We start from the raw sequence: 24,075 nt of genomic DNA, 5'->3' as shown, positions 1-24,075 counted from the left end.
GATTCGGTGCCGGCAGATGCAGGGTGCCGCGTCGCGCGGGCGCGGCCGGGCGCGCGGAAAGCAACGGGGTGCCCACGAGAGGTGGGGGAGGGGGCGCCGGTGGTTCAGCGCACGGTGTTGGCGAGGGTGCCGAGTCCGTCGACGGTGACGGTCATCTCGTCGCCGGACCGCAGGAAATCGCCGGTCGCGGCGCCCACTCCGGACGGGGTGCCGGTGAAGATCAGGTCTCCCGGCTGCAAGGTCATGAGCCGGGAGCAGTGGGCGATCAGCTCGGCCACGGTGAAGATCATGTCGCGGGTATTGCCGTCCTGGCGAAGCTTGCCGTTCACTTCCAGCCGGACCGCGAGGTCCTGCGGGTCGCCGACTTCGTCAGGGGTGACAAGCCACGGGCCGAACGGGGCGAACCCGTCGAACCACTTGCCCGCGAGCCAGTCGAAGAACCATTCGGCGGACGCGCCGGGGGCGCCCGCGTCGCGCTCGTAGCCGAGATCGAGCGAGCGGGCCGAGACGTCGTTGCCGACGGCGTAGCCCGCCACCAGGTCGAGGGCGTCCGCCACGGCGACGTCGCGGCCGCCGCGGCCGAGCACGACGACGAGTTCGGCCTCCCAGTCGATCTGGGACGAGCTGTCGGGCAGCGGGATGACGGTGTCGGGCCCGGTCACGGAGGTGCCCGGCTTGAGGAACATCCGGGGGGCCAGGCGTTCTTTCACGAGCGGTTCGCCACCGCCCTCCAGAACGTGCTCCTGGTAGTTGGCCGCGGCTGCGAGGACCTTCGGCGGGTTCGGCACGGGGGCCAGGACCCGCACGCTCGCGAGGTCGTGTGCGGTGCCCTCTCCGGTGGGGAGCCGTGCCCAGTCCCCGTCGAGTGCGACGATGGCGGCACCGAGGTCCCCGTCGCCGAGTTCGGCGATCCGGCCGTCGTCGAGGAGCCGGCCATGGCGCACGGCGCCGTCCCGTTCATAGCTGAGCAGCTTCATGGTGGTGGTTCCTCGGTCAGGCGGTAGGCGTGGGAGCAGCCGGGGTGGACCCGGGCTGCGGCTGAGCCGCGATGTCGACGGGCAGGCCGGTCCGCAGCGACGTCCGGGCGGCGGCCACGACACGGGCGACGGCCAGCGCGTCCTTGATGTCCGGATCGGCGGGGCGGCCTTCGGTGATGGCGCCGTGAAGCTCGTCCAGCAGAGCGGGCACGCTGCCGGAGTCGAAGGGGAGGGCCCGTGCGCCGGCGGCCCCGCGCACCGTGAGCACGGGTCCGGCGGCGTCCACGACGAGGACGCCGGCGGAGCCGCTGATGCGGTGCCGGTGAAAGACGGTGCCGGGTGCCGCGATGCCGTCGGCGCCCCGTCCGACCACGATCGTGCTGGTGACACCATGGGCATGGTCCAGCATGAGGACCGCGGTGCGTTCGGCGCCGGACGGCCCCGGGGCACCGGCCGTGAGGGCGTGGACGCGGTGGACCGGCTGACCGGTGACCGCGAGCACGATGTCCACGGGGTAGACCGCGAAGTTCACCAGCTCGCCCTCGGGGACGGGATCTCCCGCGCCGACGAGGAAGTCCGTCTGGATGTTCCACGGCAGCCCGACGCGCCCGCCGCCCACGGCGGCGCGGGCGGCCCGGACGCCCGGGGCGAAGCGCTGGTGGTGGGCAGGCAGGCACACCCGGCCGGCCGCCGAGGCGGCGGCCGCGATCGCGGCGGCCTCGGGGACACCGGTCGCGGCGGGCTTGTCGACCAGGACGTGGCGGCCGTTCTCCAGGGCGCGGACGGCCGTTTCGGCCCGTTCCTCGGGGCGTACGCAGACGCTGACGACGTCGGCGTCGACGTCGCCGACGGCGGTCGCGACGTCCGCGACCAGCGGGACACCGAGGCGTTCGGCCGCAGACCGGGCCTGCGGCTCGTCGCCCGCGACCGCGGCCACCTCGAACCCGGGGTGCGCGCTGAACGCCGGCAGGTACATGTCCGTCTGATGGTCCTGGGTCCCGAGCCCGGAGAAGCCTGCCAGCAGGACGCGCAAGGGGCGCGTGGCGGGGGCGTGGCCGGTCATGCGGTGCGTCCTTCGTCGAGTGCGGGGGCGCCGGGGGAGGGCGCGTGGCGGTCGGGGATGCCGAGTTCGGACAGCAGGACCGGTCGTCGGGAGGCCATCGAGCGCTCGGCCGCGACACCCATCGCCACCGCGAGGACGGCGTCGTGTACCGGCATCGCGGGTTCCTGGCCGGAGATCGTGTCCAGCCAGGCGGCGAGCTGCACGGCGAACCCGTTGCCGCCGGGGGCCGGGACCTGTGAGAAGCCCCGCTCGGACAGCAGTGGTGAGCCGTCGCCGTTCCACGGGAGAGTCAGCAGGCCCTCGCTGCCGAGGACCATGACGTCCCGCAGTCCGACCCCTCCGGTGCGGTGCCCGCGGCTCATCTCGCAGACCGCCACCGAGCCGTCGCTGTAGCGGACGACCATTTCGAGGTAGTCGTGGATGTCGAGCTCCGCGGCGGTCTGCTTGCGGCCTCGGGCGTACACGCTCTCCGGCCGGGCGCCGAGCCACCATGTGGCCAGGTCGAGCAGGTGCACGCCGTTGTGCAGCGCATGCCCGCCCGAAGCCTTCGGGTCCAGGACCCACGCACGCCAGTCCGGCCAGATCCAGTCGCCGAGGATCGCCAGGCGGACGACCTCGGGCCGACCGACCTCGCCGGCGTCGATCGCGGTCTTGACGGCGCGGCCGTAGTCGTAGAAGCGGTGCGTGTGGGCCGCCATCAGGACCGTGCCGGCCGCCGCGAAGGCGTCGGCCACCTCGACGGCCTCGGGCACGGTGATGGTGAGCGGCTTCTCGATGAGCAGGTGCTTGCCGGCGTCGGCGACCGCCAGGGCGAGGGCATGGTGCGAACCGTTGGGCGTGCACACGATGCAGGCATCGACGCCGGGCCAGGAAAGGGCCTCGGCGAGGTCCGTCGTGAAGCGCACACCGCCGTTGCGGCGTGCGGCCGCCGCCGCGCGCCCGGCGTGGGTGTCGACGACGCCGACGAGGTCGGCGTCCCGGCGGCCGAGCAGGGCGCCGATGTGCTCGTCGGCGATGAACCCGGTGCCGACGACCACGATTCCGAGTGGGCGTGCAGGCGGCCGACTTTCACCGGTCATCGCGGAATGGGATTCCATGTTGAGCGATGCTGCGTGTGTCGACAGGCCGATGTCAAGGCTTCGTTTCTCGTTTTATCTCATCGAAAAGGACATCGGTTCGGGCGACATGGAAAGCCTTGCCATGTTCAAGCCGAGTGTTCTATCGTCCCGGACAGCCGGCCCCACGGCCGGTCCGCTCAGCGGCGGTTCCGTTTCCGGCCCCTGCCGTCCGCCGCGTCCCGCGGCGCGGCGTGCCCCCTTTTGCCGCACTCTGCGTCCCGGCCGTATGCAGGCCCCAGGCCCCATGTCTCTCGGCCGGAGACAGCGTGGTCCGCGCGACCAGCGCGCGGCCCTCCGCCACCGCACCGTCACGAAAGGCCACCATGTCCTCCACAGAGCGCACCGGCTCCGACGCCCCCGCAGGCGAGGCGAGCCGTGGACGCCGACTCGCCGAGTCCGCTGCCCGCGTGATCCCGGGAGGTGTCAACTCGGCCACGCGCTACATCGGCGAGCCGTATGCGTTCGTGTCGGCCGACGGCGCCTACGTCACCGACGCGGACGGCCGCCGCTACCTCGACTACCACGCCGCTTTCGGTGCGATGGTCCTCGGGCACAACGCACCCGTGGTCAACGACGCGGTGCGCGCCGCCGTCGACGGCCCCGGCCTCATCGGGCTCGGTGTCAGCGAACTGGAGGTGGAACTGGCACGACGCGTGGTGGAGGTCATCCCGTCCGCCGAGAGCGCGATCTCCACGATGAGCGGCACGGAGGCCACGTTCCAGGCGGTACGCCTCGCCCGCGCCGTCACCGGACGGCCGTACATCGTCAAGTTCCAGGGCGGGTTCCACGGTTCCCACGACGCGGTCGCCCGCAACGTCATCTCCGCCCCCGAGCGCGCGTACGGTCGTGACCCGCTGTCCAAGGGCATCCTCGACCCGGCGCTCGACGCCACGCTCATTGCCGAATTCAACGACCTCGCATCGGTCCGCACGCTGCTCGACCGGCATCCCGGGCAGGTCGCCGCCGTCATCATGGAGCCGATCCCGCACAACGTCGGGGCGTTGGTGCCCACCCAGGAGTTCGTCGAAGGACTGCGGGCACTCACCGCGGAGACCGGGACCGTCCTCATCTTCGACGAGGTGATCACCGGATTCCGGCACGCGCTCGGTGGTTACCAGGAGGTCTGCGGGGTCACCCCCGACCTGACCACGTTCGGCAAGGGCATGGCCAACGGCGTGCCGATCGGCGGACTTGCGGGACGCCGTGACCTGATGGAGCACTTCAACCACACCGGCGGTGACGTCCTGCTTGCGGGCACCTTCAACGGCAGCCCCATATCCAGCGCAGCCGCGATCGCCACCATCGACCATTTGCGCGCCAACCCGGACTTCTACGAGCGCACCCACGCCTTGGGCCAACGCATGCGCGACGGTCTCTCGGCCATCGTCGCCGACCTCGGTATCGACGCCACCGCGGCAGGGTTCGGCGGGGTGTTCGCCCTGTACTTCGCCAAGGGGCCGATCCGCGGCTACCGCGACCTCATGCGCAACGACAACTCCGCGTACGTCGCTTTCCACCGTCGAATGACGGAAGCCGGATACCTGATGCTGCCGATGGCCCTCAAGCGCAACCACATCTCGGGCGCACACACCGCGGAGGAGATCGACGCGACTCTCTCGGCCGCGGCGGACGTCCTCGCCGGAATGCGCAAGGACGGCATCGTCGGAGGATGAGCCGCGCGCTCGGACGCGGGTTGACAGCCGTACAGGGACGCCGTCCCGGACGGCCAAGCCCCTCGGCACCCCGCGGTGTCGGCCTCAGCCGAAACCCCATCGCGCCGGCACTCTCGCGCCGCGACTGAGCGACGTCCCCTCCGACTGCCGCTTCGGGTCGTTCCAGCGCAACGAGCCGCAGATACGACGCCCGCACGACTCCAAGGTGAAAGGACATCAACCATGCGCTTCCTGCGCGTCGGCGACGAAGGCAGTGAGATCCCCGCTCTCGCCCGGCCCGAAAGCACCGGCAGGGCCTACGACTTGCGCCCGCTGACCAAGGACATCGACGGAGCGTTCTTCGCGAGCGGCGGCCCGGAGCGCGCCGCGGCGGCCGCGGCGGCCGGTGAACTGCCCGACCTGGACATCCGCGGCATGCGCATTGGCGCCGCCCTGGCCCGGCCGCACGCCATCTACGCGATCGGCCTCAATTATCGCGACCATGCCGCCGAGACCGGCGCCGAAGTACCCCGCGAGCCCATTGTGTTCAGCAAGGCCCCGAACAGCCTGTGCGGACCGCACGACACGGTCGTCTTCCCGCCCGGTGCGGCCAAGGGCGACTGGGAGGCCGAGCTCGGCATCGTCATCGGCCACCGGGCGCACCTGCTCGACGGCCCGGAGTCCGCCGCGGACGTGATCGCCGGGTACGTGGCGCTCAACGACATCTCCGAACGCGAGTTCCAGCTTGAGCACGGCGGCCAGTGGCTCAAGGGCAAATCCCACCCCACCTTCAACCCCACCGGCCCCCACCTCGTCACCCCGGACGAGGCGGGTGACCCGCACAATCTGCGCCTCGTCACACGGGTCAACGGCAAGACCATGCAGGACGGCACCACCGCCGACATGATCTTCCGGCCGGCACACATCGTCTGGTACCTCAGTCGCTTCCTGGCGCTCGAACCAGGCGATCTCATCAACACGGGCACCCCGGCCGGTGTGGGGATGGGCCAGACCCCACCGTGCTACCTCGGCAACGGCGACATCGTCGAAGTCGAGGTCTCGGGCCTCGGCAGCCTCCGCAACCCCGTCCACATCCCCGCCGCTCCCTGACGACGATCCCGCCCACACGTGCCCGAAACGGCCTCGTCCTTGATGTCGACCCGGGCGGGGAATGCTCGGAGCCTGCCCGGCAGGGGCCCGGGGGACGACCCGGTGACCATGACAATGGGTACCCGCGGCGGCGACATGGCCGTGGAGAGGCCGCTCGTGTCGACCGACTGGTGCCCGCCACGCTGACCGGTGCGATGTACGCCGCCGGCGAGCCGCAGCCACTACGGCATGCCGCCCGCGGCGTACACGTGGTCGCTGACCAGCGAGTTCCCGTCGCGGACGTTCGAGCACTCGGCTGAGTTCCGGGCCGATGCCGTCGCGCTGTATTGCTCCGATCCGGGGTGGTCGATCGCGGCGGTGGCGAACGACCTGGAGGAGAACCACGAGATCTTGCGGACCTGGGTTTGCCAGGCAGCAGGGCGACTGGCCCGACGCGGTGGCCGAGTCGACGAAAGACACGGAGATCGCCGCGCTGCCTCGACAGGTTCGCGAGCCGGAGCCGGAACGCGAGATCCTGCGCCGGGCGGCCTATTTCGCGGGACCACCGATCAACGACGCTGACCGCCGCCGCATGGCAGCCGGTGTCCACACCGCAGGTTCAAGCCCCGTCCCGCGTTTGGCCGAGCCTTTGGCGAAGGCCCGGCTCGGCGAACAGGTCCCGAAGATGCTCGGGGGCCTGGAACGCGAGCAGCAGGATCGCTGACCGCCCGCTCTCCGGAGAGATGGCGGCGGAGGCGACGATGCCGGGTGTCGGTTCACTGAACTAGCTTGCCCGCGTATGCACGCCGACTGGGAGGACCAAGAACGTTGACCGGCCTGTCCGCCTTCCCGCTCCCCTTTCATGCTTCCCGTGCCTTGTCGTTCGCAACTCCGCGGACGTTGCGGGAACTTGGGATGCTGCGGTGCAGCGCTCATATTCGGGCGAAGCCGGGGTGGTTCGACAAGATGAACGAAGCCGCCGTCGTGTCCCGGTGGACGCAGGAAGCTGTGGCCCAGGGTCTCACCGAGGCGCAGGTCGCCGGACCACCGGCCGGTTCCCTCGCCGAGGTCGCCGTCATGCCCGAGACAGGCCTGTACCCGGTGCCGGACGAGATGACGTTCGCCGACGCTGCCGCCATGCTGATTCCTTTCACCACCGGCCACTTGGCGCTGCAACTTCCTCTCCGCTGTGGGATGTTCACGCTGCTGCCAGGCCTAGCCCGGGGCGCGCCGTCGCGGCCCGCCCCTCGTGCCCGAGACTCCCGATGGGACTCCGGCCTGTGACGATGGCCGGAGGCCCGGTTTCCGGTGGGGCTGGGGCTTCGCCCCGGAAAGACGCGGCTGCGCTGCGGCGTTCCGCGACCGGTGTCGGCGTTTCGCCCCGGACGACGGCGCGGATCGGGGCGGCGCCGGACGCTGTGGCGTCGGTGGTTACGGTGCCGGCTCCGGGGGGTGGGCATCGAGGTGCTGCTCCGCCGCGTCGCACCAGGCGAGGCCGGCGCGGGCTTGGCCGAGGGCGTATTCGCGCATCAGTGGGCTGAACGCGGACGGGTCGCCGTGGCCGGCGATCCAGCCTTCGAATTCGCGGCGTTTGGCCTCGATCAGGGGGCGGAGCGCCGTGGGGCTGACGGCCTCGGCGAAAAGAATCTTCAGCAGTGCCTCGTCGCGTAGCTGGGGTGGCGCGGGGGGTTCGGCCAGCCATTGGTGCAGCGCCTCTTGGCCGGCGTCCGTGATGCGCCAGACGGTCTGGCCGCGCGGCCCCGTGGCCGCGTCCGCTTCGATCAGGCCGAGGCTTTGGAGGTTCTTCAGCTGCGGGTAGAGCTGGGCGTAACTCACACCCCAGAACGCGTCCGCGATCTGCTCGGTCGTCTGCTTGATGTCATAGCCGGTGCGCGGCTTGCCGGCGACGAAGCCCAGCACGGTCCATGCGGTGGCGGTGAGCCGCGGCGGCTCGGCGGGCTTCGGCATCAGGTCTTGCCCCTTCGACGTATCTTGCATATATGTATGGAAGATATATGAGACGCGGGTCGTCGGCCACCGTGCATGCGCGGGCCGACGCCGGGGTGAGGCGCCCACGCGATCTCCCATCCTCGAAACCTTGGAGGACGTGTGGCCCCCTCGCTCGGCACCGTCGACCAGCTCGGCTACGTCGTGACCGATCTGCCGGCCGCGATGCGGCACTGGACGGAGAACCTCGGCGTCGGGCCGTTCTTCCACTTTGCCGAGGCACCGATTGTGAACACCTACTACCTGGGTGAACGCACCGCGGCGAGGATCGGCGTCGCGATGGCCTTCTCGGGGGACTTGCAGATCGAGCTGATCCAGCAGCTCAACCCCGAGGCGCCCAGCGCGTACGCGGACTTCTTGCGGCAGCACGGGGAAGGCCTGCATCACCTGGGGCACTTCGTCGAGGACGGCGAGGCCGAGTACGACGCGCATGTGCGGCGGTTCGCGGATGCCGGAGTCGTGCCGTATTACAACGGCGATTCAGGAGGCCCCGGCACGCGGTTCGCGTACTTTCCGACCGAGGCGCACGGCGGCACCGTCGCCGAGGTGATCGAAACCGCCTTGTACCGCGACTTCTTCGCGATGATGCGGGACGCCGCCCGGGACTGGGACGGCAGTGGTCCGGTGCGCGCGATCGACGGAATCTGAGCCCGGGCGACGTCGACACACCCGCGCGACCACACGAGGAAAGGTCCAGCAATGCGCGCAGTACGCAACACCGACTCGGGCGTCCGGGTGCTTCATGTCCCCGAACCGGAGACGCTCGCCGACACGGCCGGCAAGGTCGTCGTCGACGTGGTCTCCACCGCAATCTGCGGCAGCGACCTGCACATGGTCGCCGCCGGCATGCAAGGAGCGACGCTCGGCCATGAGTTCGCCGGTACCCTCGCCGACGGCACCGCGGTCGCGGTCCGTCCGCAGGCCCCGTGCGGCGCGTGCGACCTGTGCGCGGCGGGGCACCGCCAGCTGTGCCGGACCGGTGGCGAGCGCATGTACGGCGTGAACCTCGACGGCGGCATGGCCGACCGCGTTCTGGTCGATTCCGCGATGGTCTTCCCGCTGCCGGACGGCGTCGACGTGCGCGACGCGGCGGTGGTCGAGCCGTTGGCCGTCGCGCTGCACGGTGTCAATCGGGTCGGGCCGGTCACGGGACGGCGGGTCCTGGTCGTCGGCGGCGGCCCGATCGGGTTGTGCGCGGTCGCCTGCGCCCGCCACGCGGGCGCGGACGTGACCTTGGCCGAGCCCCAGCGCAACCGCGCCGAAGCCGGCGAGGCGCTGGGCGCACGGGTCGGGGCGAGCGGCGAGTACGACGTCGTCATCGACGCGGCAGGCGTGCAGTCCTCATTCGACCTCGCCGTCGAACACACCTGCCCCGGTGGCACGTTGGGCCTCCTCGGCTCCTTCTGGACACCGGTGTCGATGAACGTCCTGGTGCAGATGAAGGAGATCGGCATCGTTCCCGCATTCACCTACGGACACCACCACGGAGTCGAGGAGTTCGCCGCAGCCGCCGAGATCCTGCGCGATGTTCCAGGCCTGGTGCAGGCGTTGGTCACCCACCGGGTCGGACTCGACGACGCGGCCGAAGCGTTCGCCCGCGCCGCGGATCCGTCCGCCGGGGCCATCAAGATCGTGCTGATGCCGTGATGCCGTGATGCCGTGATGCCGTGATGCCGTGATGCGGCAACCCTGTCCTGTCATGTCCGCGACACCGAAAACCGAGGATGCACCATGAGTCGACTTCTCCTGACCCGCGCGACCGTGCTGGACGGAATCCACGGCCCGGCGTCCGGACACACCGTCGTGGTCGAGGACGGCCGTATCACCCACGTCGGCCCCGACACCGAAGCGCCGCAGGGGGCCGACGGCGACCGCGTGGTCGACCTGGCCGGCCGCACGCTCATGCCGGGCATGTGGACCTGCCACTTCCATGCCACGTACCACGAGCTCGGGGCCAAGCCGAACGTTCCGTACGGCAACGACTTTCCGCCCTCCTACCAGGCACTCGTCGCAGCGAAGAACCTGCACACCGCCCTGGAGCACGGCTACACCGGCGTAGTCAGCGCCGGCGGCTCGAACGAGGTCGAACCCGGGATCAAGCGGGCCATCGAGGACGGCCTGGTCCCCGGCCCTCGCTTCCGGCCCTCCGGCCGCGAACTGTCCACGACCGGACACGCCAACGACGCCGTGCCGTGGCACTGGCACATGCCCGCCCCCGGCGCGGTCCGCGTGTGCGACGGTGCCGACGGCTTCCGCTTGGGCGTACGCGAGCAGATCAAGCGCGGCGCCGAGGTCGTCAAACTGTTCGTCACCGGCGGCCACGGCACACCGGGCCCGAAGGACAGCGTCGAGATGACCCGCGATGAACTCGCCGCGGCCATCGACACCGCCCACGCCCGAGGCGCGTTGATCCGCGGCCACTTGGTCAACAAGCCGGCCATCATGCTGGCGCTGGAACTCGGGATCGACATCGTGGACCACTGCGACGCGATGGACGACGAGGTCATCGAGGCCCTCGTCGAGACCGGTGCCTTCGTCGTGCCATCCCTGCACTTCCCCAAGCACTTCCTGGAACTCATGGGCGACGGGCTCGGGTTCAACGCCGACGCGATCCGCGCCGACCTCGCGCACATGTACGAGACCATCCCCAAGGCCCAGGCAGCCGGAGTGCGCTTCGTCCTGGGTGACGACTACGGTGCCGTCGGCTTCCCCCACGGCCTCTACGGACGCGAACTGCGCCTCTACACCGAGCACGCCGGCATCACCCCGCTGGAGATCATCGGCTGGGCCACCCGCAACGGCGCCGACCTCGCCCGCCGCGGCGCCGACCTCGGCACGATCGAGAGCGGCAAGATCGCCGACATGATCGTCGTCGACGGGGACCCGCTGGCCGACATCGGGCTCCTGGCCGACCACAAGCCGACGGCCGTGCTCAAGGGCGGCACCGTGGTGGCGGGCGTGCTGCCGCACAGCTGAATCCGGCTCGGACACAGCGGCAAGTGGACGGCGAAGCGGTGGTCGGCCGCACCGAAGCGGACCTCACGAAGTTCCGCCGCACCCGATTCGGTCCCGTGTTCCGGCGGGCTCGGCTCGGGAAGCCGGCGACTCCGCGGGCCGGGTTCGCGCGGCGCCTCCGGATCCGGCCGGATCCGATGACGGCGCGGGGGAGTGCGGGGTCGACGAGGAACAACGACAGCCGGGGACTCATACGGCGGACCTGTACCGGTGCGCCGGCCCACCCGGGTGGGTCAGCGGTCGTGTGCGGCGCGGGTGCCGGGGGCAGTCGCCGAGGAGCAGGGCCGACGGTGCCTCCCGGGCGCCGGACGGCCGCATCGGTACCCGAATGGAGCACAGCCATGAGCACCAGCCCGGCCGCGGACGGCGAGTTCGCGGGGAAGACCGCGTTTGTCACGGGTGGCGCGTCCGGGATCGGCCTGGCCATCGCCCGCGGGCTCGCCGCCGCGGGCGCGTCCGTCGTCGTCGCCGACTACCACGAGGACGCCGCCGCGCAGGCCGTGCAGGAGATCATCGCGGCCGGCGGGGTGGCCCGCAGCGGACGCGTCGACGTCACCGACGCGGAGTCGGTGCGTGCCGCGGTCGATGCCGCCGTCGAGGCGTTCGGTGCGCTGCATCTCGCGGTCAACAACGCCGGGATCGGCGGCCCGTCCGCCCCGACGGGCGAATACCCGGTTCCGGAGTGGGACCGGGTCATCGCCACGAACCTGTCCGGGGTGTTCCACGGCCTGCGCTACGAGATCCCCCGGCTCCTGGACGCCGGGGGCGGTGCGATCGTCAACGTCTCGTCGATCCTCGGCACGAACGGCTTCGCCGGGTCGCCGGCGTACGTCGCGGCCAAGCACGGCGTGGTCGGCCTCACCAAGACGGCCGCGGTGGAATACGCCGCGCAGGGCGTCCGGGTGAACGCCGTCGGACCCGGCTTCATCGAGACACCGCTCCTGGCCGACATGGACGCCGAAGCGCACGCGGGTCTGGTCGCCCTCCACCCGGTCGGCCGCCTCGGTACCGCGCAGGAAGTCGCCGACCTCGTCCTCTTCCTCCTCTCCGACAAGGCCGCGTTCATCCACGGCAGTTACCACTTGGTCGACGGGGCGTACAGCGCGCGGTAGGGCCCGGGCTGCGGCGGCGCGTGCGACCGCGGTCGACACCGGCGAGTCGGTCGGCCTGGTTGCCGGGTCCGCGAGCGGATGCGCCGCGACGGGGGCTTCGGCGGATCCGCGGGTCAACGCGTCGCGGATACGAACGCGTCTGGGCGAATCCGGACCGGCACGGCGGCGGAACGCACCGTCAACGGCTCATCGTGCGGACCAGCTTCTTGTTGACGAATTCCTCGATCCTGAGGCGGCCCGGCTCCCGGCCGAAGCCCGAGCGCTTGATCCCGCCGAACGGCAGTTCGGCGCCGTCGGCTTGGACGCCGTTCACGAAGACCATGCCGGCCTCGATCCGGTCCGCCACCCGCCGGGCTTGCTCGGGGTCGGTGGTGAAGACGTAGGAACCCAGGCCGTACGGTGTGTCGTTCGCGATCCGGACGGCTTCGTCCTCGTCGGCCGCGGAGAAGACCATGCCGCCCGAGGGCACCCGGGTCGGATTCGACGTCCTGGACCTGTGCTACGGCGGCAAGACCCTGATCGCGTCCAACTACGGAGGCTGCGTCCCGGCCCGCGACTTCCCCCGGTACGCGGCGCTGTACCTGGCCGGGCGCCTCCCGGTGGACCGCCTGATCACCGAGCGGATCAAGCTCGACGAGGTCAACGCCGCCTTCGGGCGGATGCGCGGCGGCGAGGGCGCCCGCGACGTCGTCCTCCTCTGAACCGTCCCGCCCGGGAATGCCCGGGCGGGACGTCTCCCTGCCGCCGCGGCCGGCTAGGCGAGGGGGCGGCCGTGGTGGTCGCGGAGGCCTTCGAGGGTGACGTTGGCGATGCGGGGGCCGTCGGCTTCCATGGTGACGAGGGTGATGTGGTCGAAGTTGCCTTCGTCGCCTTCGGGTTTGACCCACAGGCCGCCGGTGGGGCCCAGGCGGATGTGGTCGCGGCCGCCGATGACGGCGTTCTTGTAGTTGTGGACGTGTCCGGCGAACATCGTGTACGGCCGGTCGCCGAGGGCGGCGCGGATGCGGTGGATGGCCGGGTGGCCTTCGCCCTGCCAGATCGGCTGGTGCATGAGGACGAACGTCCAACGGGCGTCGGCGTTCTCGCCGATGACGTTCTCGGCCCAGGCGATCTGTTCCTCGGAGACGCGGGCCATGGTCTGGTCGCCCTCCCAGTCGATCGACTTCTCGATGACGCGGCGCAGGCCCTCGGGGTCGCGCTCGGCGTAGGCGTGCATCTTGGCGAGTGCGTCGAGAGCTTGGGGCGACTGCTCGATCGGCGGGTCCTGGGTGTCGAGGACGAGGAAGAGGATGTCCTTGTAGCGGAAATGGTGGTGGAGCCGGCCGTACCTGGCGAGCCAGTGGCGGCGGCCGAGGTCGTCGAACACGTCGTGGTTGCCGGGCACCAGGAAGAGCGGCATCTCCAAGGGCTCGACGATTCGGTCGAGTTCGGCCCACGCTTGGGTGAGGACGTCCTCGTCGTCGGTGTAGCCCTCGATGAGGTCGCCGAGTTGCACGGCGAACGCCGGGCGGAGCAGGTTCAGGGCGGCGATGCCGCGTTCGAAGATGCCGGGTCGGGCGATGCCGGTGCGGTCGGAGATGAGCGCGAAGGTGAACTGCCCGGGGTCGTCGCCTATGCCGAGGTGCGTCCACGGTCCGGTGGCGGGTGCGTTGCCACCGTCCGATGCGTCTCCGACGGTCAGGTGAGGATTCATGCGGGTCCTCCGGTGGGTGCGGGTTCGGTGGTGTTGCGCAGGTAGGCGAGGACGCCGGGGAGTTCGTCGAGGCGGTCGACGACCGCGTCGGGCCGGACCGCGGCCAGGGCGTCTGCGGGGCGGTATCCGCCGGTGATGGCGACGGCGAGGTAGCCGGCGGTGTGGGCGCTGCGGATGTCGTACTCGGTGTCGCCTATGTAGCAGGCGCGGGACCGCGTGGACCGCTGCTCGCGCAGCGCCGTGGTCTTGTCCCGGCATCCGGCGATGACGACGTCGAACCGGTCGTGCAGGCCGGTCGTGTGCAGGTCGGCTTCGACGGCCTGCGCGCCTGCGGCGGAGATCACGCCGAGGCGGGCTCCGTGCGCGCGCAGGATGTCGAGTGTGGGGTGGGCGTGCGGACGCAGCGGTGCCGGTTCGGCGGCGAGGGCGCGGTTCCAGCGTTGTTCGGCCGCGTCGGTGTCGTCCGCTCCCAGCCCGTGGAGGAAGGCCCGCATCGGGAGCACCCAGCGGGAGCGGAATTCCTCGTCGGTGAGGGCGGGCAGGCCGCGGTCGGCGAGGACGGCGTTGGTGGCGCGGACGGCGCGGTCGGTGTCGGCGACCAACGTGCCGTTCCAGTCGAACAGCACGAGCGTGTCGGTGAGATCGAAGTGCGGCGGCGGCGCCGGATGGTGCCCGGTGGGCGGCATGAGGGTCCTCAGTAGCGGTGTTCGGTCAGGAGGTCTTCGGTCGCGGCGAGTGCGTCGCGGGCAGGTCCGTGGCGGAGCGCGACGGTGACATAGAGGGCGTCGAGCAGGGCGAGGTGCACCAGGCGGCTGCTCATCGCCTCGACGCGGTACGTCGTCTCGCTGCTGCCCGCGACCAGGACCAGGTCCGCGGTGTCCGCGATCGGCGCGCCGGCGAAGCTGGTCAGCACCGCGGTGGTCGCCCCGGCGGTGCGCGCGGTGCGCAGCGCGGCGATGGTCTCGCGGGTGGCGCCCGTGTGGCTGACGGCGAAGCACACGTCGCCCGGCCGCAGCGTGCGGGCGGTGACGTGCTGGAGATGGGTGTCACCGGGGAAGACGGCGTCGAGGCCGAGCGTGGTCAGCCGGTACGCGGCGTCGGCGGCCAGGGGCGCGGACGTGCCTACCGCGGCGAACAGGATCCGGCGCGCCTCCAGCAGGGCGTCCGCCGCGGCTGCGACCGCGGCCGGGTCGACGGCGTGGGCCGCGTCGTCGAGGGCGCGCGCCGAGCCGGAGAGCACCTTGCGGGCGATCTGCCCCGCGTCGTCGCCCGGCGCGACGTCGTCGGCCAAGCGCCGGTGGGTTGGCGCGGTCTCCCGGGCGAGGGCGAGTTTGAGGTCGTGGAAGCCCCGCAGCCCCAGCTTCTGGCAGAACCGGGTGACTGTCCCCACCGACGTGTGCGACGCGGTGGCGAGGTCGCTCACGGACATCTGCACCACTTCGGCCGGCGCGTCGGCGACCGCTCGGGCGACCCGCTGCTCGGCGGGGGACAGACCGGACGTCCGGCGTGCCAGCTCGCGCAGCGGCGGCGCGTCTGCGACGGCCCGAACACTTGTGGAGTGATCTTCCATGCCGACATGAATATCTGGAATATTCCTCCAGGGCAAGAGTCGAGCGAGGGCGGGTGCGCATGAGCGGGACGATCACCGCGGTGTCCGGGATATCCGGGCCGAGCCTGGCGGCGGGCTTCCAGCGCGGCGCCGGGTGGGCGCAGTTGGGGGAAATCCTGTTGGCGTTCGTGCTGTCCAGCGCGATCGGCGTCGAGCGTGAGATCCGCAACAAGAGCGCCGGACTGCGCACCCACGCACTGGTCGGCGTCGGAACCGCACTGTTCGTCGAGGTCTCCAAGTACGGCTTCGCCGACGTCATGCCGCCCGGCGCGGCCGGCTACGACCCGTCGCGCATCGCCGCGCAGATCGTCTCCGGCATCGGCTTCCTCGGCGGCGGCCTGATCTTCGTCCGCCGCGACAGCGTCAGCGGCCTGACCACCGCGGCCGTCGTCTGGGTCACCTGCGCCGTCGGCATGGCCTGCGCCGCCGGACTGCCGGTGCTCGCGCTCGGCGTGACCGCCCTGCACTTCGTCGTCGTGTTCGGCTACACCCCGCTCATCCTGCGTTTCGGCAGGGCCGAGCGGCAGGTGGCCGAACTACGCCTGACCTACCTGCCTGCCCACGCGGTCCTGCCCCGGACGCTGGTCGCTGCCGTCGCCCACGGATTCCGCGTCACCGACGTGACCGTCCACCACCGCGACCACGACCCCGCCGCGGCGGCCGCGCCCAACCCCGTCGACCGCATCCGCGGACGCGTCACCCACGTCGTCCTCCACCTGGAACCGGATCCCCGGCGGCGGGCGGAACGGCGCACCACGGCGCGCACGGGACGGGCCGCCGAGCCGCAAGCACTGATCGCCGAACTCGCCGAACTCGACGGCATCCTGGCGGTCGGTGGAGGCTCCGCCGCCGCACCCGACGCACAGGAATCCCCGCACGCGGCGGCTTAGGACACGTTCTGGAACCCGGCGCCGGTGCCGACGCGCCGTGCGGCTTCAGGCGAGCGCCAACGGGTGGTGGCAGGCGACGGTGCGGTCCGCCGATACCGGTTTCGCCGCGGGCTGTTCGTCGGCGCAGCGCTCGGTGGCCAGTGGGCAGCGCGTGCGGAAGCGGCAGCCGGATGGCGGGTCGAGCGGCGACGGCGGGTCGGCGGCGGCCGGCCGGGTATCGCCCAACGCCCGCCCCGGCTCGGGTACTGCGGCCAGCAGCGCCGCCGTGTACGGGTGCGCGGGCGCCGCGAGGACCTCCTCCGTCGGACCTTCCTCGCACAGCCGACCGAGGTACAGCACGGCGAGGTCGTCGCCGACCGCGCGGACCGCGCCCAGGTCGTGGGAGATGAACAGTCCGGCGAGGCCCAGCTCGTCGGTGAGCGTGCGCAGCAGGTTCAGGACGGTTGCCTGCGCCGACACGTCGAGTGCGGAGACGGCCTCGTCGGCGATCAGCACCTGCGGATCGGCGGCCAAGGCGCGTGCGATCGCGACGCGCTGGGCTTGGCCGCCGGACAGCTGCGCGGGCTTGCGGTCGGCGAACTGCCGCGCGGGCAGGCCGACCGCGTCGAGGAGTTCGGCGACCCGTGCGTCCCGGTCGGGTGCCGCCGCGGTGCGGGAGTGCGCGTCGAGGGGTTCGGCGACGATGTCGCGGACGCGCCGGCGCGGGTTGAGCGACGAGACGGGGTCTTGGAAGACCATCTGGATCCGCGGCCGCAAGCGGCGCAGCTCGCGCGCGGACAGCTCGGCGAGGTCGGTGCCGTCCAGGGACACGGTTCCGGCGGTGGGCGGCGGCAGGTGGAGGATCGCCCTGGCGATGCTGCTCTTTCCCGAACCCGACTCCCCGACCAGGGCGAGTGTCCGTCCCGGGTGCAGGCTGAGACTGACGTCGGTGACCGCGTGGAGCGGACCGGAACGGGTGCGGTGGACGACCGAGATGCCTTCGGCGCGCAGGATGGCGGTCACGGTGCCTCCAGGTGCACGGCTTCGGACGCGGTCGCGGCCGGCGCGGGCCGTCCGACGGGGTGGTGGCAGTCGGCGCTGTGTCCGTCGTCGGTCTCGACGCGCGGCGGCGCGGCGGTCGTGCACAGCGACGACGCCCGCTCGCAGCGCGGCGCGAACGGGCAGCCCGCGATGGCTCGGGTGAGGTCGGGCGCCGAGCCGGGGATGGCGGGCAGCGTGCGGCGCAGCGGACCGGTGACCCGGGGGATGGAGCGCAGCAGGGCCGCGGTGTAGGGGTGCCGGGGGTGTTCGGTGACGGTCTCGGTGGGCCCGGTCTCGACGATGCGGCCGGCGTACATGACGGCGATGCGGCGCGCCCGGCCGTACAGCAGGCCGATGTCGTGGGTGATCAGCAGGGTGGCGAGGCCGCGGCCGACCCGGTGCCGGTCGAGCAGGTCGAGGACGGTGCGCTGGACGGTGACGTCGAGGGCGGTGGTGGGTTCGTCGGCGAGCAGCAGGGCGGGGTCGCCGGCCAGGGCGGCGGCGATGCCCACGCGCTGGCGCAGGCCGCCGGAAAGCTCGTGCGGGTACACCCGGGCGCGCCGGGCCGGGTCGGGGATGTCGACGGAGGCCAGCAACTCGGCGGCGGTGCGCAGTCGTTCGCGCCGGGAGAGGCGGCGCCGGTTGGTGATCGACTCGGTGACCTGGTCGGCGATCCGGACCACGGGGTTGAGTGACGTCATCGGGTCCTGGTGGACCATCGCGATTCCGGTGCCGAGGAGTTCGGCGCGACGAGCGGGTGCGGCGGCGAGCAGGTCCTCGCCGTTCAGCCGGATCTCGCCGGTGGCGGCGATCCGGGTGGTGCGCGAGGCGACGCCGAGGACGGTGCGGGCGAGTACGGACTTGCCCGAGCCGGACTCGCCGACCACACCGAGGCATTCGCCGGCCGCGATGCCGAGGCTGACGCCGTGCAGGACGGGCAGGGTCCGGCCGTCGGGCGTGTGCAGGACGGCGTCCAGCGAGCGGATGTCGAGGACGGGGGCGGGGGTCATCCGCGCGCTCCCTTCGCGGCGGCGGGGCCACCCGGGCGCAGATGCTCCCCGAGGTGGTTGAGGGCGAGGACGGTCAGGCAGAGCGCCGTGGCCGGTGCGAGCGAGATCCACGGCGCGCTGCCGAGTGCGGTGCGGCCTTCGGCGATGATGCCGCCCCAGGACGGCTCCGGCGGGCGCAGCCCGAATCCGAGGAAGCTGAGCGATCCCTCGGCGACGATGGCGACGGTGGTCGCGGTGAAGGCGAACGTGAGCGCGACCGGGGCGACATGCGGGACGACCTCGCGGCGCAGGATGCGCAGCGGGGCGGTGCCGATCATCCGGGCCGCCTGGACGAAGCCGCGCTCGGTGAGCGAGAGGACGACGGCACGGACCACCCGGGTGAAGTGCGGGACGGTGAACAGCCCGATCAACGTGCCGATCACCGTGAGGCTCGGGCCGCGCAGCGAGACCGTGATCATCACCAGGAGCAGGCTGGGCACGGACATCAGCAGGTCGGTCGTGAAACCGATCGCCTTGTCGACGGGGCCGCGGAACCATCCGGCGGCGAGGCCCAGCATGCCGCCGCCGAGCAGGCCGACCAGGATGGTCAGGGCGGCGACGGCGAAAGAGGCGCGGGCGCCCGCGACGGTGCGCTGCAGGACGTCCCGACCGGTGCCGTCGGTGCCCAGCCAGTGCCCGGCGCCCGGTGCGGCCGAGGGGTGGGCGAAGTCGCCGTGCAGCGGGTCGAATCCGGGCAGCAGGGGCAGCAGCAGGGCGGCCAGGGCGACCACGGCCAGCCAGGCCGCGGCGGCGAGCACGCCGACCGGAGGCCGGCGCCGGACGGTACGGATCCCGAAGGCCCGGACGGTCACGGCGGCAGGTTCAGCGGTGCTCATGGGCGATCCTCGGGTCGAGCGTGCGGTAGAGCAGGTCGACCGCGAAGGTGGCCGCGACCACGCCGGCGGCGCTGACGACCAGCACGGCCTGGACGACCGGGAAGTCCCGGCCGACGATGGCGGCGGAGACCAGGCTGCCGACGCCGGGGACCGCGAACAGCGACTCGACCAGCACCGAGCCGCCCAGCGAGGTCCCGATGCCGATCCCGACCAGCGTCACCAACGGCAGGCCGGCCGGCCGCAGGGCGCGGCGCAGCAGCAGCCGGGAGGTGCCCATGCCGCGGCCGCGGGCGGCGGCGATGTACGGCTGGTCGAGCGTGTCGATCAGCTGCCCGCGCAGGGTGCGGGTGAACACGGCGGCCTCGGGGAGGCCGAGGGTAAGCGCGGGCAGCACCAGGTAGCGCAGGTTCTCGGCCGGGTCCTCGGTGAACGGGGTCCAGCCGGTGGCGGGCAGGATGCGCAGGTGGACGGCGGCCACCCAGATCAGCAGCAGGCCGAGGGCGAAACCGGGGACGGCGAGCCAGCCGAACGTGACGACGGTGGCGATCTTGTCGAAGGACCCGCCGGGGCGCCAGGCGGAGAGCAGGGCGACGGGCACGGCGATGCCGAGCGCCACCAGCTGGGCGGCCAGGAAGAGTTCGAGAGTGACCGGGACGCGGTCGGCGAGTTCGGTGGTGACCGCGGCGCCGGTGGACAGCGAGTGGCCGAGGTCGCCGTGCAGGGCGTCGCCGATCCACTGCCAGGTGGCGGCGAACACGTTGCGGTCCAGGCCGAGCTGGGCGTCGTAGGCGGAGATCTGCTCGGGGGTGGCGGTCGGGCCGAGGGCGGCGATGGCGGGGGAGCCGGGCATCAGGTGGGGCAGGCCGAGCGCGGCGACGGTGACCAGCAGCAGGACGGCGGCGGCGCGGCCGGTCCGTCCGGCGTGCCGCAGGACGGTCCGGCTGCCGGGGGTCATCGCTTCACCCAGAGGGTGGCGGGGGAGACGCTGAGAACGGTGCGCTTGGACAGGTCGGGCAGGCCGCCGACGTCGGCGGTGGCGAGGAAGCCGACGGTGTTCTCGGTGAGGAAGGCCATGGGAGCTTCGCCGACGATCCGCTGGGCGGCCTGCCGGTACTCGGCCGACCGCTTCGCGAGATCGGTCGACGCGCGGCCCGCGGCGATCGCCTTCGAGGCGTCCGGGTCCGACCAATTCATGAAGTTGTAGGCCGAGTTCGGTACGTAGAGGCTGTTGAGCGCGGCATCTGTGTCGCCGAAGATGCTCGTGACGAAGTCCATCACCTGGAAGTTGCGCTGGAACAGGGCGGTGCCGAGGCTGGTGGCGTCGAGCGGCTTGATGGTCGTCTTGATCCCGGCCTCGCCCAGCATCTGCTGGAGCACGGTGGCACGCTGCAGGGACTCGGGGCGGCTGTCGGTGAGGTAGTCGAAGGCGAGGTCGGGGTGGCCCGCCTCGGCGAGCAGCGCGCGGGCCTTGGCCGCGTCGTGGGCCGGGTACGCGGCGGCGGCGCTGCGGTACTGGGAGCGGGAGTTGATCGGTCCGTCCGAGACGGCGCCTTGGCCGAGGAAGACGACCTTCTCCAGAGCCTCACGGTCGATCGCGTACTGCACCGCCTGGCGGACCCGCACGTCGTCGAACGGCGCCGACTTGGTGTTGAAGAGGACGGTGCTGGTGCTGCCGGGCCCGGTGGCGGTGCGTACCCCGTCGGCGGCGGCCTGCTTGAGCTGGCCGGGCGTCTCGGTCCAGATCAGGTCGGTGTCGCCGGCGCGCAGGGACTGGTAGCGGCTGTCGGCGTCGGGGAGCACCCGGTAGACGATCTTGTCGGCGTGGCCCTTGGCGCCCCAGTACGCGGGGTTGCGGGTGACGGTGACCGAGACTCCGGGCTGCACGCTCTCCACGGTGTACGGGCCGGATCCGACGGCGGGGGAACTCCCGTTCGGTGCCTCGGAGATGTAGCCGAGGGAGCGGGTGAACAGGTTCGGGAACGCGGCGTCCGGCGCCTTGAGGGTGAACGTGACGGTGGTCGGGCCGGTGACCGCGGTGCCGCCGATGGCGGCCGCGTCGCCGGCGCAGGGGCACTTGCTCTCCGGCTTGGCGAGCCGGGCGACGTGGGCCGCGACGGCCTGCGCGTCCAGCGGCTTGCCGTCGCTGAAAGCCACGCCCTCGCGCAGGTCGAGGGTCCAGACCGTGGCGTCCGCGTTCGGGGTGAAGGACTTGGCGAGGTAGGGCTGGACGGTGCCGTTGTCGCCGTTGACCATCAGCGGGTCGTAGAGGGCGTTGGCGAGGACCATCAGCGGCATCGACGTCAGGGTGGAGTCCGCCGGGTCGAGCTTGGCGAACGGCCGGTCCAGGCCGATCTTGAGCGTGCCGCCGTCCACGGCCGGCCCGTCGCCCGCCGCGCCGGCGCCCCCTGCGCCGCCGCCGGACACCGGGGCATCGGACGCGGAGCAGGCGGTGAGGGTGACCGCGGCCACGAGGGCCGCCGCTGCCAGGAGTTGGTGCCGCTTCATGGTTCCTCGGATCGTGAGGGCGGGGGCGGCGAGAGGTTCGGCCGCTTCGGGCGCCCACTATTCCGGAAGTGGCAGTAATGACAAAAGGCAGTTGTGTAAACTTTCGATGACGGAACCGGGAAGAGCCGGTGCCCGCCTTGAGTGAGCCTGGGCGGACGTGATTCGGTACGGACAGCCGCGCCCCTCGGGGGACCGGGGCCACGCTCGACTCACCGATCCGAAACGGGAGAACCATGCAGGGGGCGGACACCGAGGCCGTGCAGGGCATGCGCGACCGCAAGAAGGCGCGTACCCGCGACAGCATCCGCAGCGTGGCGCTCGACCTCTTCGAGGAGCAGGGCTACGAGCGCACCACGGTGAATCAGATCTGCCGCGTCGTCGACATCGCCCACCGCACGTTCTTCCGCTACTACCCGGTCAAGGAGGCGTTGCTGTTCGACGGGGACTTCGGCCAGGCCCTCGTCGAGGCGTTCGCCGCCGCCCCCGCGGAACTCCCGCTCTGGGCGGCGCTCGACCACGCCATGACCTCCACCGGAGGACGGCTGGAGGAGCCCGCCGAGCACGCCGAGCGCCGCCGCCGGCTGCGCCGGGACCTGATCCAGGTGCGGAGTTCCGTGCACGACTACGCCGTGGTCGCGATCGACGGGTTCGCCGAACGCGCCGCCGCCGTCGCGGCCGAGCGGCTCGGCGTCGACCCGGCCGTCGACCTGCGGCCGATCGCCTTCGGCGCGCTGCTGCGCGGTCTGGTGCAAAGCCACTTCCTGAGCGCCGCCGAGACCCGGACGGTGGCCGACTGGGGCAAGGCGTACCGGGACGTGCTCGACACCGCGGGCTGACCCGAGCCGGCACCGCGACCCCGCCGGGCGATGCGGCCGGCCCGGCCCGCCCTTCTTCGCTCCCTCCGCCTCTCCTTCCTTTCCTTTCGTCGCGCGCAGCCCGCGGCGCAGCTTCGCCACGCCCTGAAAGGCCCTCGCATGCCCCTGGTCAACTTCCGCGACTCCGCCGTACTCGCCGATCCCGCGGGCCGATGGATCCGCCGCGGCGTCCTGTTCCGCTCCGCACAGCCCTTCCCCGCCGCCGACGCCGCCGTCGTCGCCCGGCTGCGCGAGCACGGCATCGCCACCATCGCCGACCTCCGGGGCGCGCGCGAGAGCGAGCCCGCGGACTGGGCAGCCGCGGAACTTGCCGGTGTCGATGTCGTCGCCGCCCGGATCGAGCCCGACGGCAACGCCCTTGACGGGGCATTGCGCGCCATCGCCACTGACGCGGACCTCGGTGCGTTCTACCTGCTGATGGCCGAGTCCACGACGCGGGGCCTCGCCGTCGCCGTCGAGGCGGCGGCCCGGCCGGGCGGCGTTCTCGTCCACTGCGCGGCCGGCAAGGACCGCACCGGGCTGCTCACCGCGCTCCTTCTGGACCTCCTCGGGGTGCCCGCCGACGGGATCGTGGCCGACTATGCCCGCACCAACGACGCGATCCAGGCGATCCGGGCGGGCCTCGCCGACCGCAATCGCGCCGCCCTCAACGAGATCGGGGCCGACGGATTCACCGTCCCGGCGCCGCTCTTGGAGGCTCCCGCCGACGCGATGAGCGCCTTCCTCGAACGGCTTCACGCCCGGTACGGCGGCGCCGCCGCCTTTCTGGCCGCCGCCGGGGTCGCCGCCGAGACCCTGGACGCCTTCCGTGCCAAGGCCGCCGCCCGTGCCGGGGCCGTCGAGGTGACGGCGTGCCGACCCTGACGGCGTGCTGACCCGGCTGCACCAGGGCGGCGGGCGGGTCCGGGCAAAAGGAGCGGTTCGCCGACGGGCGCCGGGTGCGTCTGGCCGTGGGAGCCTTCCGGCGCGGGGCGGGCGTGGTGACCACCGACGACACCGTCGCCGGAACGGAGTTCCCGCACCCCGCGCCGGCGTGCCGTCTTCAGGCGCGAGCGATGTCGTCCCGGACGGCCCGCGGTGCGAGGTGGCGGGCCAGGACGTCGAGCGCGGCGGTGACTTCGGCGACCGCTTCCGGGTCGTCGCCGACGGCGGCGGCGAGGGTGGGGGCGATGTCGGCGGTCCGGACGGCGGCCACCCGGTCCGATACGGCCGCGGCGTGCCGGACCCGGGTCCGGCGGCGGTCCCGCGGGTCCGGCCCGGCCTCGACGGCTCCGACGTCCTTCAGCCGGGCGATCGCCGTGGAGACCTGGCTCTGCGGGAGCCCGGTGCGCGCGACGATCTCCGTGACGGTGGTGTCCTCGTGCGCGGCGACGTCGCTCGCGACGATCAGCGCGAGCCGGGCGCTGCCGTCGAGACGGCCGTCGGGAGGGGCGGGGATCGCGTCCTCGCCGATCTTCATGAGGGTGCGTCCGAGGAGGAACAGTCCGACGGGATCCATGCCGGCACACTACATCCAATTGAATGCATCTAATTGAATGCATCGAATTGGATGGGTTATGGTGGCG

The 24,075-nt window shown here is 72.1% G+C and carries 24 protein-coding genes and 3 pseudogenes; 13 read left to right on the top strand and 14 right to left on the bottom strand.

Going from position 1 to position 24,075, the window contains the following annotated elements; translation table 11 throughout:
* Positions 1-104: 104 nt before the first annotated feature.
* From ABEA93_RS09475 to ABEA93_RS09465, 3 genes are read right to left on the bottom strand one after another with little or no spacing between them, the layout of a single operon-like run.
* Positions 105-977, bottom strand: coding sequence for a fumarylacetoacetate hydrolase family protein (locus ABEA93_RS09475; RefSeq protein ID WP_345674917.1), 873 nt, complete (start codon positions 975-977; stop codon positions 105-107).
* A 16-nt stretch (positions 978-993) separates the two neighbouring features.
* Positions 994-2,040, bottom strand: a complete 1,047-nt coding sequence (locus ABEA93_RS09470; RefSeq protein ID WP_345674916.1) for a Gfo/Idh/MocA family protein — start codon at positions 2,038-2,040, stop codon at positions 994-996.
* Positions 2,037-3,119 carry a Gfo/Idh/MocA family protein gene (locus ABEA93_RS09465; protein WP_345674915.1) on the bottom strand — a complete coding sequence of 361 codons (1,083 nt, stop codon included), beginning with the start codon at positions 3,117-3,119 and terminating at the stop codon, positions 2,037-2,039. Before ABEA93_RS09465 ends, ABEA93_RS09470 begins: the two co-directional genes overlap by 4 nt.
* Positions 3,120-3,481: 362 nt before the next feature.
* Between ABEA93_RS09465 and ABEA93_RS09460 the strand changes: the two genes are divergently transcribed.
* The 5 genes and pseudogenes from ABEA93_RS09460 to ABEA93_RS09445 form a co-directional block, all read left to right on the top strand.
* Positions 3,482-4,831, top strand: a complete 1,350-nt coding sequence (locus tag ABEA93_RS09460) for an aspartate aminotransferase family protein (protein WP_345674914.1) — start codon at positions 3,482-3,484, stop codon at positions 4,829-4,831.
* A gap of 222 nt (positions 4,832-5,053) precedes the next feature.
* Positions 5,054-5,920 carry a fumarylacetoacetate hydrolase family protein gene (locus tag ABEA93_RS09455; RefSeq protein ID WP_345674913.1) on the top strand — a complete coding sequence of 289 codons (867 nt, stop codon included), beginning with the start codon at positions 5,054-5,056 and terminating at the stop codon, positions 5,918-5,920.
* A 228-nt stretch (positions 5,921-6,148) separates the two neighbouring features.
* Positions 6,149-6,340: pseudogene (locus tag ABEA93_RS42110) on the top strand (transposase); the annotation flags it as partial.
* A gap of 16 nt (positions 6,341-6,356) precedes the next feature.
* A complete protein-coding gene (locus ABEA93_RS09450; RefSeq protein WP_345674912.1) occupies positions 6,357-6,623 on the top strand; it encodes a hypothetical protein in 267 nt (88 codons plus the stop codon).
* Positions 6,624-6,727: 104 nt separating this feature from the next.
* Positions 6,728-6,937 (top strand): annotated as a pseudogene (locus ABEA93_RS09445) (DUF4246 domain-containing protein); the annotation flags it as partial.
* 393 nt (positions 6,938-7,330) lie between these two features.
* Here the strand turns inward: ABEA93_RS09445 and ABEA93_RS09440 are convergent.
* On the bottom strand, positions 7,331-7,867 hold the full coding sequence (locus tag ABEA93_RS09440) for a PadR family transcriptional regulator (RefSeq protein WP_345674911.1): 537 nt from the start codon (positions 7,865-7,867) through the stop codon (positions 7,331-7,333).
* Positions 7,868-8,008: 141 nt separating this feature from the next.
* On the opposite strand from ABEA93_RS09440, the gene ABEA93_RS09435 reads away from it, so the two are divergent.
* From ABEA93_RS09435 to ABEA93_RS09420, 4 genes are all read left to right on the top strand, one after another.
* Positions 8,009-8,554: a VOC family protein gene (locus ABEA93_RS09435; protein WP_345674910.1), complete on the top strand. Its 546-nt coding sequence runs from the start codon at positions 8,009-8,011 to the stop codon at positions 8,552-8,554.
* A gap of 51 nt (positions 8,555-8,605) precedes the next feature.
* A complete protein-coding gene (locus ABEA93_RS09430) occupies positions 8,606-9,553 on the top strand; it encodes a zinc-dependent alcohol dehydrogenase (protein ID WP_345674909.1) in 948 nt (315 codons plus the stop codon).
* Between the two features lie 84 nt (positions 9,554-9,637).
* Positions 9,638-10,882: a metal-dependent hydrolase family protein gene (locus ABEA93_RS09425; protein ID WP_345674908.1), complete on the top strand. Its 1,245-nt coding sequence runs from the start codon at positions 9,638-9,640 to the stop codon at positions 10,880-10,882.
* Between the two features lie 380 nt (positions 10,883-11,262).
* Complete coding sequence (locus ABEA93_RS09420) at positions 11,263-12,033, top strand: SDR family NAD(P)-dependent oxidoreductase (protein WP_345674907.1); 771 nt, start codon at positions 11,263-11,265, stop codon at positions 12,031-12,033.
* A 178-nt stretch (positions 12,034-12,211) separates the two neighbouring features.
* On the opposite strand, the pseudogene ABEA93_RS09415 reads toward ABEA93_RS09420, so the two are convergent.
* Positions 12,212-12,487, bottom strand: a pseudogene (locus ABEA93_RS09415) (aldehyde dehydrogenase family protein); the annotation flags it as partial.
* Between ABEA93_RS09415 and ABEA93_RS09410 the strand changes: the two are divergent.
* Positions 12,486-12,734: a hypothetical protein gene (locus ABEA93_RS09410; protein WP_345674905.1), complete on the top strand. Its 249-nt coding sequence runs from the start codon at positions 12,486-12,488 to the stop codon at positions 12,732-12,734. The pseudogene ABEA93_RS09415 and the gene ABEA93_RS09410 overlap by 2 nt on opposite strands.
* Positions 12,735-12,787: 53 nt before the next feature.
* Here the strand turns inward: ABEA93_RS09410 and ABEA93_RS09405 are convergent, their stop codons facing one another.
* From ABEA93_RS09405 to ABEA93_RS09395, 3 genes are read right to left on the bottom strand one after another with little or no spacing between them, the layout of a single operon-like run.
* Positions 12,788-13,726: a metallophosphoesterase family protein gene (locus ABEA93_RS09405; RefSeq protein ID WP_345674904.1), complete on the bottom strand. Its 939-nt coding sequence runs from the start codon at positions 13,724-13,726 to the stop codon at positions 12,788-12,790.
* Complete coding sequence (locus ABEA93_RS09400) at positions 13,723-14,412, bottom strand: HAD family hydrolase (protein WP_345674903.1); 690 nt, start codon at positions 14,410-14,412, stop codon at positions 13,723-13,725. The genes ABEA93_RS09405 and ABEA93_RS09400 overlap by 4 nt, the downstream gene beginning before the upstream one ends.
* An 8-nt stretch (positions 14,413-14,420) precedes the next feature.
* On the bottom strand, positions 14,421-15,296 hold the full coding sequence (locus ABEA93_RS09395) for a MurR/RpiR family transcriptional regulator (RefSeq protein WP_345674902.1): 876 nt from the start codon (positions 15,294-15,296) through the stop codon (positions 14,421-14,423).
* Positions 15,297-15,355: 59 nt separating this feature from the next.
* Between ABEA93_RS09395 and ABEA93_RS09390 the strand changes: the two genes are divergently transcribed.
* Positions 15,356-16,225 carry an MgtC/SapB family protein gene (locus tag ABEA93_RS09390; RefSeq protein WP_345674901.1) on the top strand — a complete coding sequence of 290 codons (870 nt, stop codon included), beginning with the start codon at positions 15,356-15,358 and terminating at the stop codon, positions 16,223-16,225.
* A gap of 45 nt (positions 16,226-16,270) precedes the next feature.
* Here ABEA93_RS09390 and ABEA93_RS09385 read toward each other — a convergent pair whose 3' ends face one another.
* Genes ABEA93_RS09385 through ABEA93_RS09365 form a run of 5 tightly spaced genes read right to left on the bottom strand, consistent with a single transcriptional unit; the run spans position 16,271 to position 21,635 of the window.
* On the bottom strand, positions 16,271-17,227 hold the full coding sequence (locus tag ABEA93_RS09385) for an ABC transporter ATP-binding protein (RefSeq protein ID WP_345674900.1): 957 nt from the start codon (positions 17,225-17,227) through the stop codon (positions 16,271-16,273).
* Entirely contained in the window at positions 17,224-18,255 is a 1,032-nt protein-coding gene (locus ABEA93_RS09380; RefSeq protein WP_345674899.1) for an ABC transporter ATP-binding protein, read from the bottom strand. Before ABEA93_RS09380 ends, ABEA93_RS09385 begins: the two co-directional genes overlap by 4 nt.
* Complete coding sequence (locus ABEA93_RS09375; protein WP_345674898.1) at positions 18,252-19,130, bottom strand: ABC transporter permease; 879 nt, start codon at positions 19,128-19,130, stop codon at positions 18,252-18,254. The genes ABEA93_RS09380 and ABEA93_RS09375 overlap by 4 nt, the downstream gene beginning before the upstream one ends.
* The gene (locus ABEA93_RS09370; protein ID WP_345674897.1) at positions 19,117-20,085 is read right to left on the bottom strand and encodes an ABC transporter permease; all 969 of its coding nucleotides are present in this window, start codon (positions 20,083-20,085) and stop codon (positions 19,117-19,119) included. The genes ABEA93_RS09375 and ABEA93_RS09370 overlap by 14 nt, the downstream gene beginning before the upstream one ends.
* Positions 20,082-21,635, bottom strand: a complete 1,554-nt coding sequence (locus ABEA93_RS09365) for an ABC transporter substrate-binding protein (RefSeq protein WP_345674896.1) — start codon at positions 21,633-21,635, stop codon at positions 20,082-20,084. Before ABEA93_RS09365 ends, ABEA93_RS09370 begins: the two co-directional genes overlap by 4 nt.
* Positions 21,636-21,868: 233 nt before the next feature.
* Between ABEA93_RS09365 and ABEA93_RS09360 the strand changes: the two genes are divergently transcribed.
* Both ABEA93_RS09360 and ABEA93_RS09355 read left to right on the top strand, forming a co-directional pair.
* On the top strand, positions 21,869-22,471 hold the full coding sequence (locus ABEA93_RS09360; RefSeq protein WP_345674895.1) for a TetR family transcriptional regulator: 603 nt from the start codon (positions 21,869-21,871) through the stop codon (positions 22,469-22,471).
* A gap of 138 nt (positions 22,472-22,609) precedes the next feature.
* On the top strand, positions 22,610-23,374 hold the full coding sequence (locus tag ABEA93_RS09355; protein ID WP_345674894.1) for a tyrosine-protein phosphatase: 765 nt from the start codon (positions 22,610-22,612) through the stop codon (positions 23,372-23,374).
* Positions 23,375-23,552: 178 nt separating this feature from the next.
* Here the strand turns inward: ABEA93_RS09355 and ABEA93_RS09350 are convergent, their stop codons facing one another.
* Positions 23,553-24,008 (bottom strand): MarR family transcriptional regulator, encoded by a 456-nt coding sequence (locus tag ABEA93_RS09350; protein WP_345674893.1) that lies wholly within the window; start codon positions 24,006-24,008, stop codon positions 23,553-23,555.
* Between the last annotated feature and the right edge of the window lie 67 nt (positions 24,009-24,075).

The sequence above is a fragment of the Yinghuangia aomiensis genome (assembly GCF_039542225.1).
Taxonomy (GTDB): Bacteria; Actinomycetota; Actinomycetes; order Streptomycetales; family Streptomycetaceae; genus Yinghuangia; species Yinghuangia aomiensis.
The sequence above is the reverse complement of the archived record's forward strand: the minus strand, read 5'-3'. Positions and strand labels throughout refer to the sequence as shown.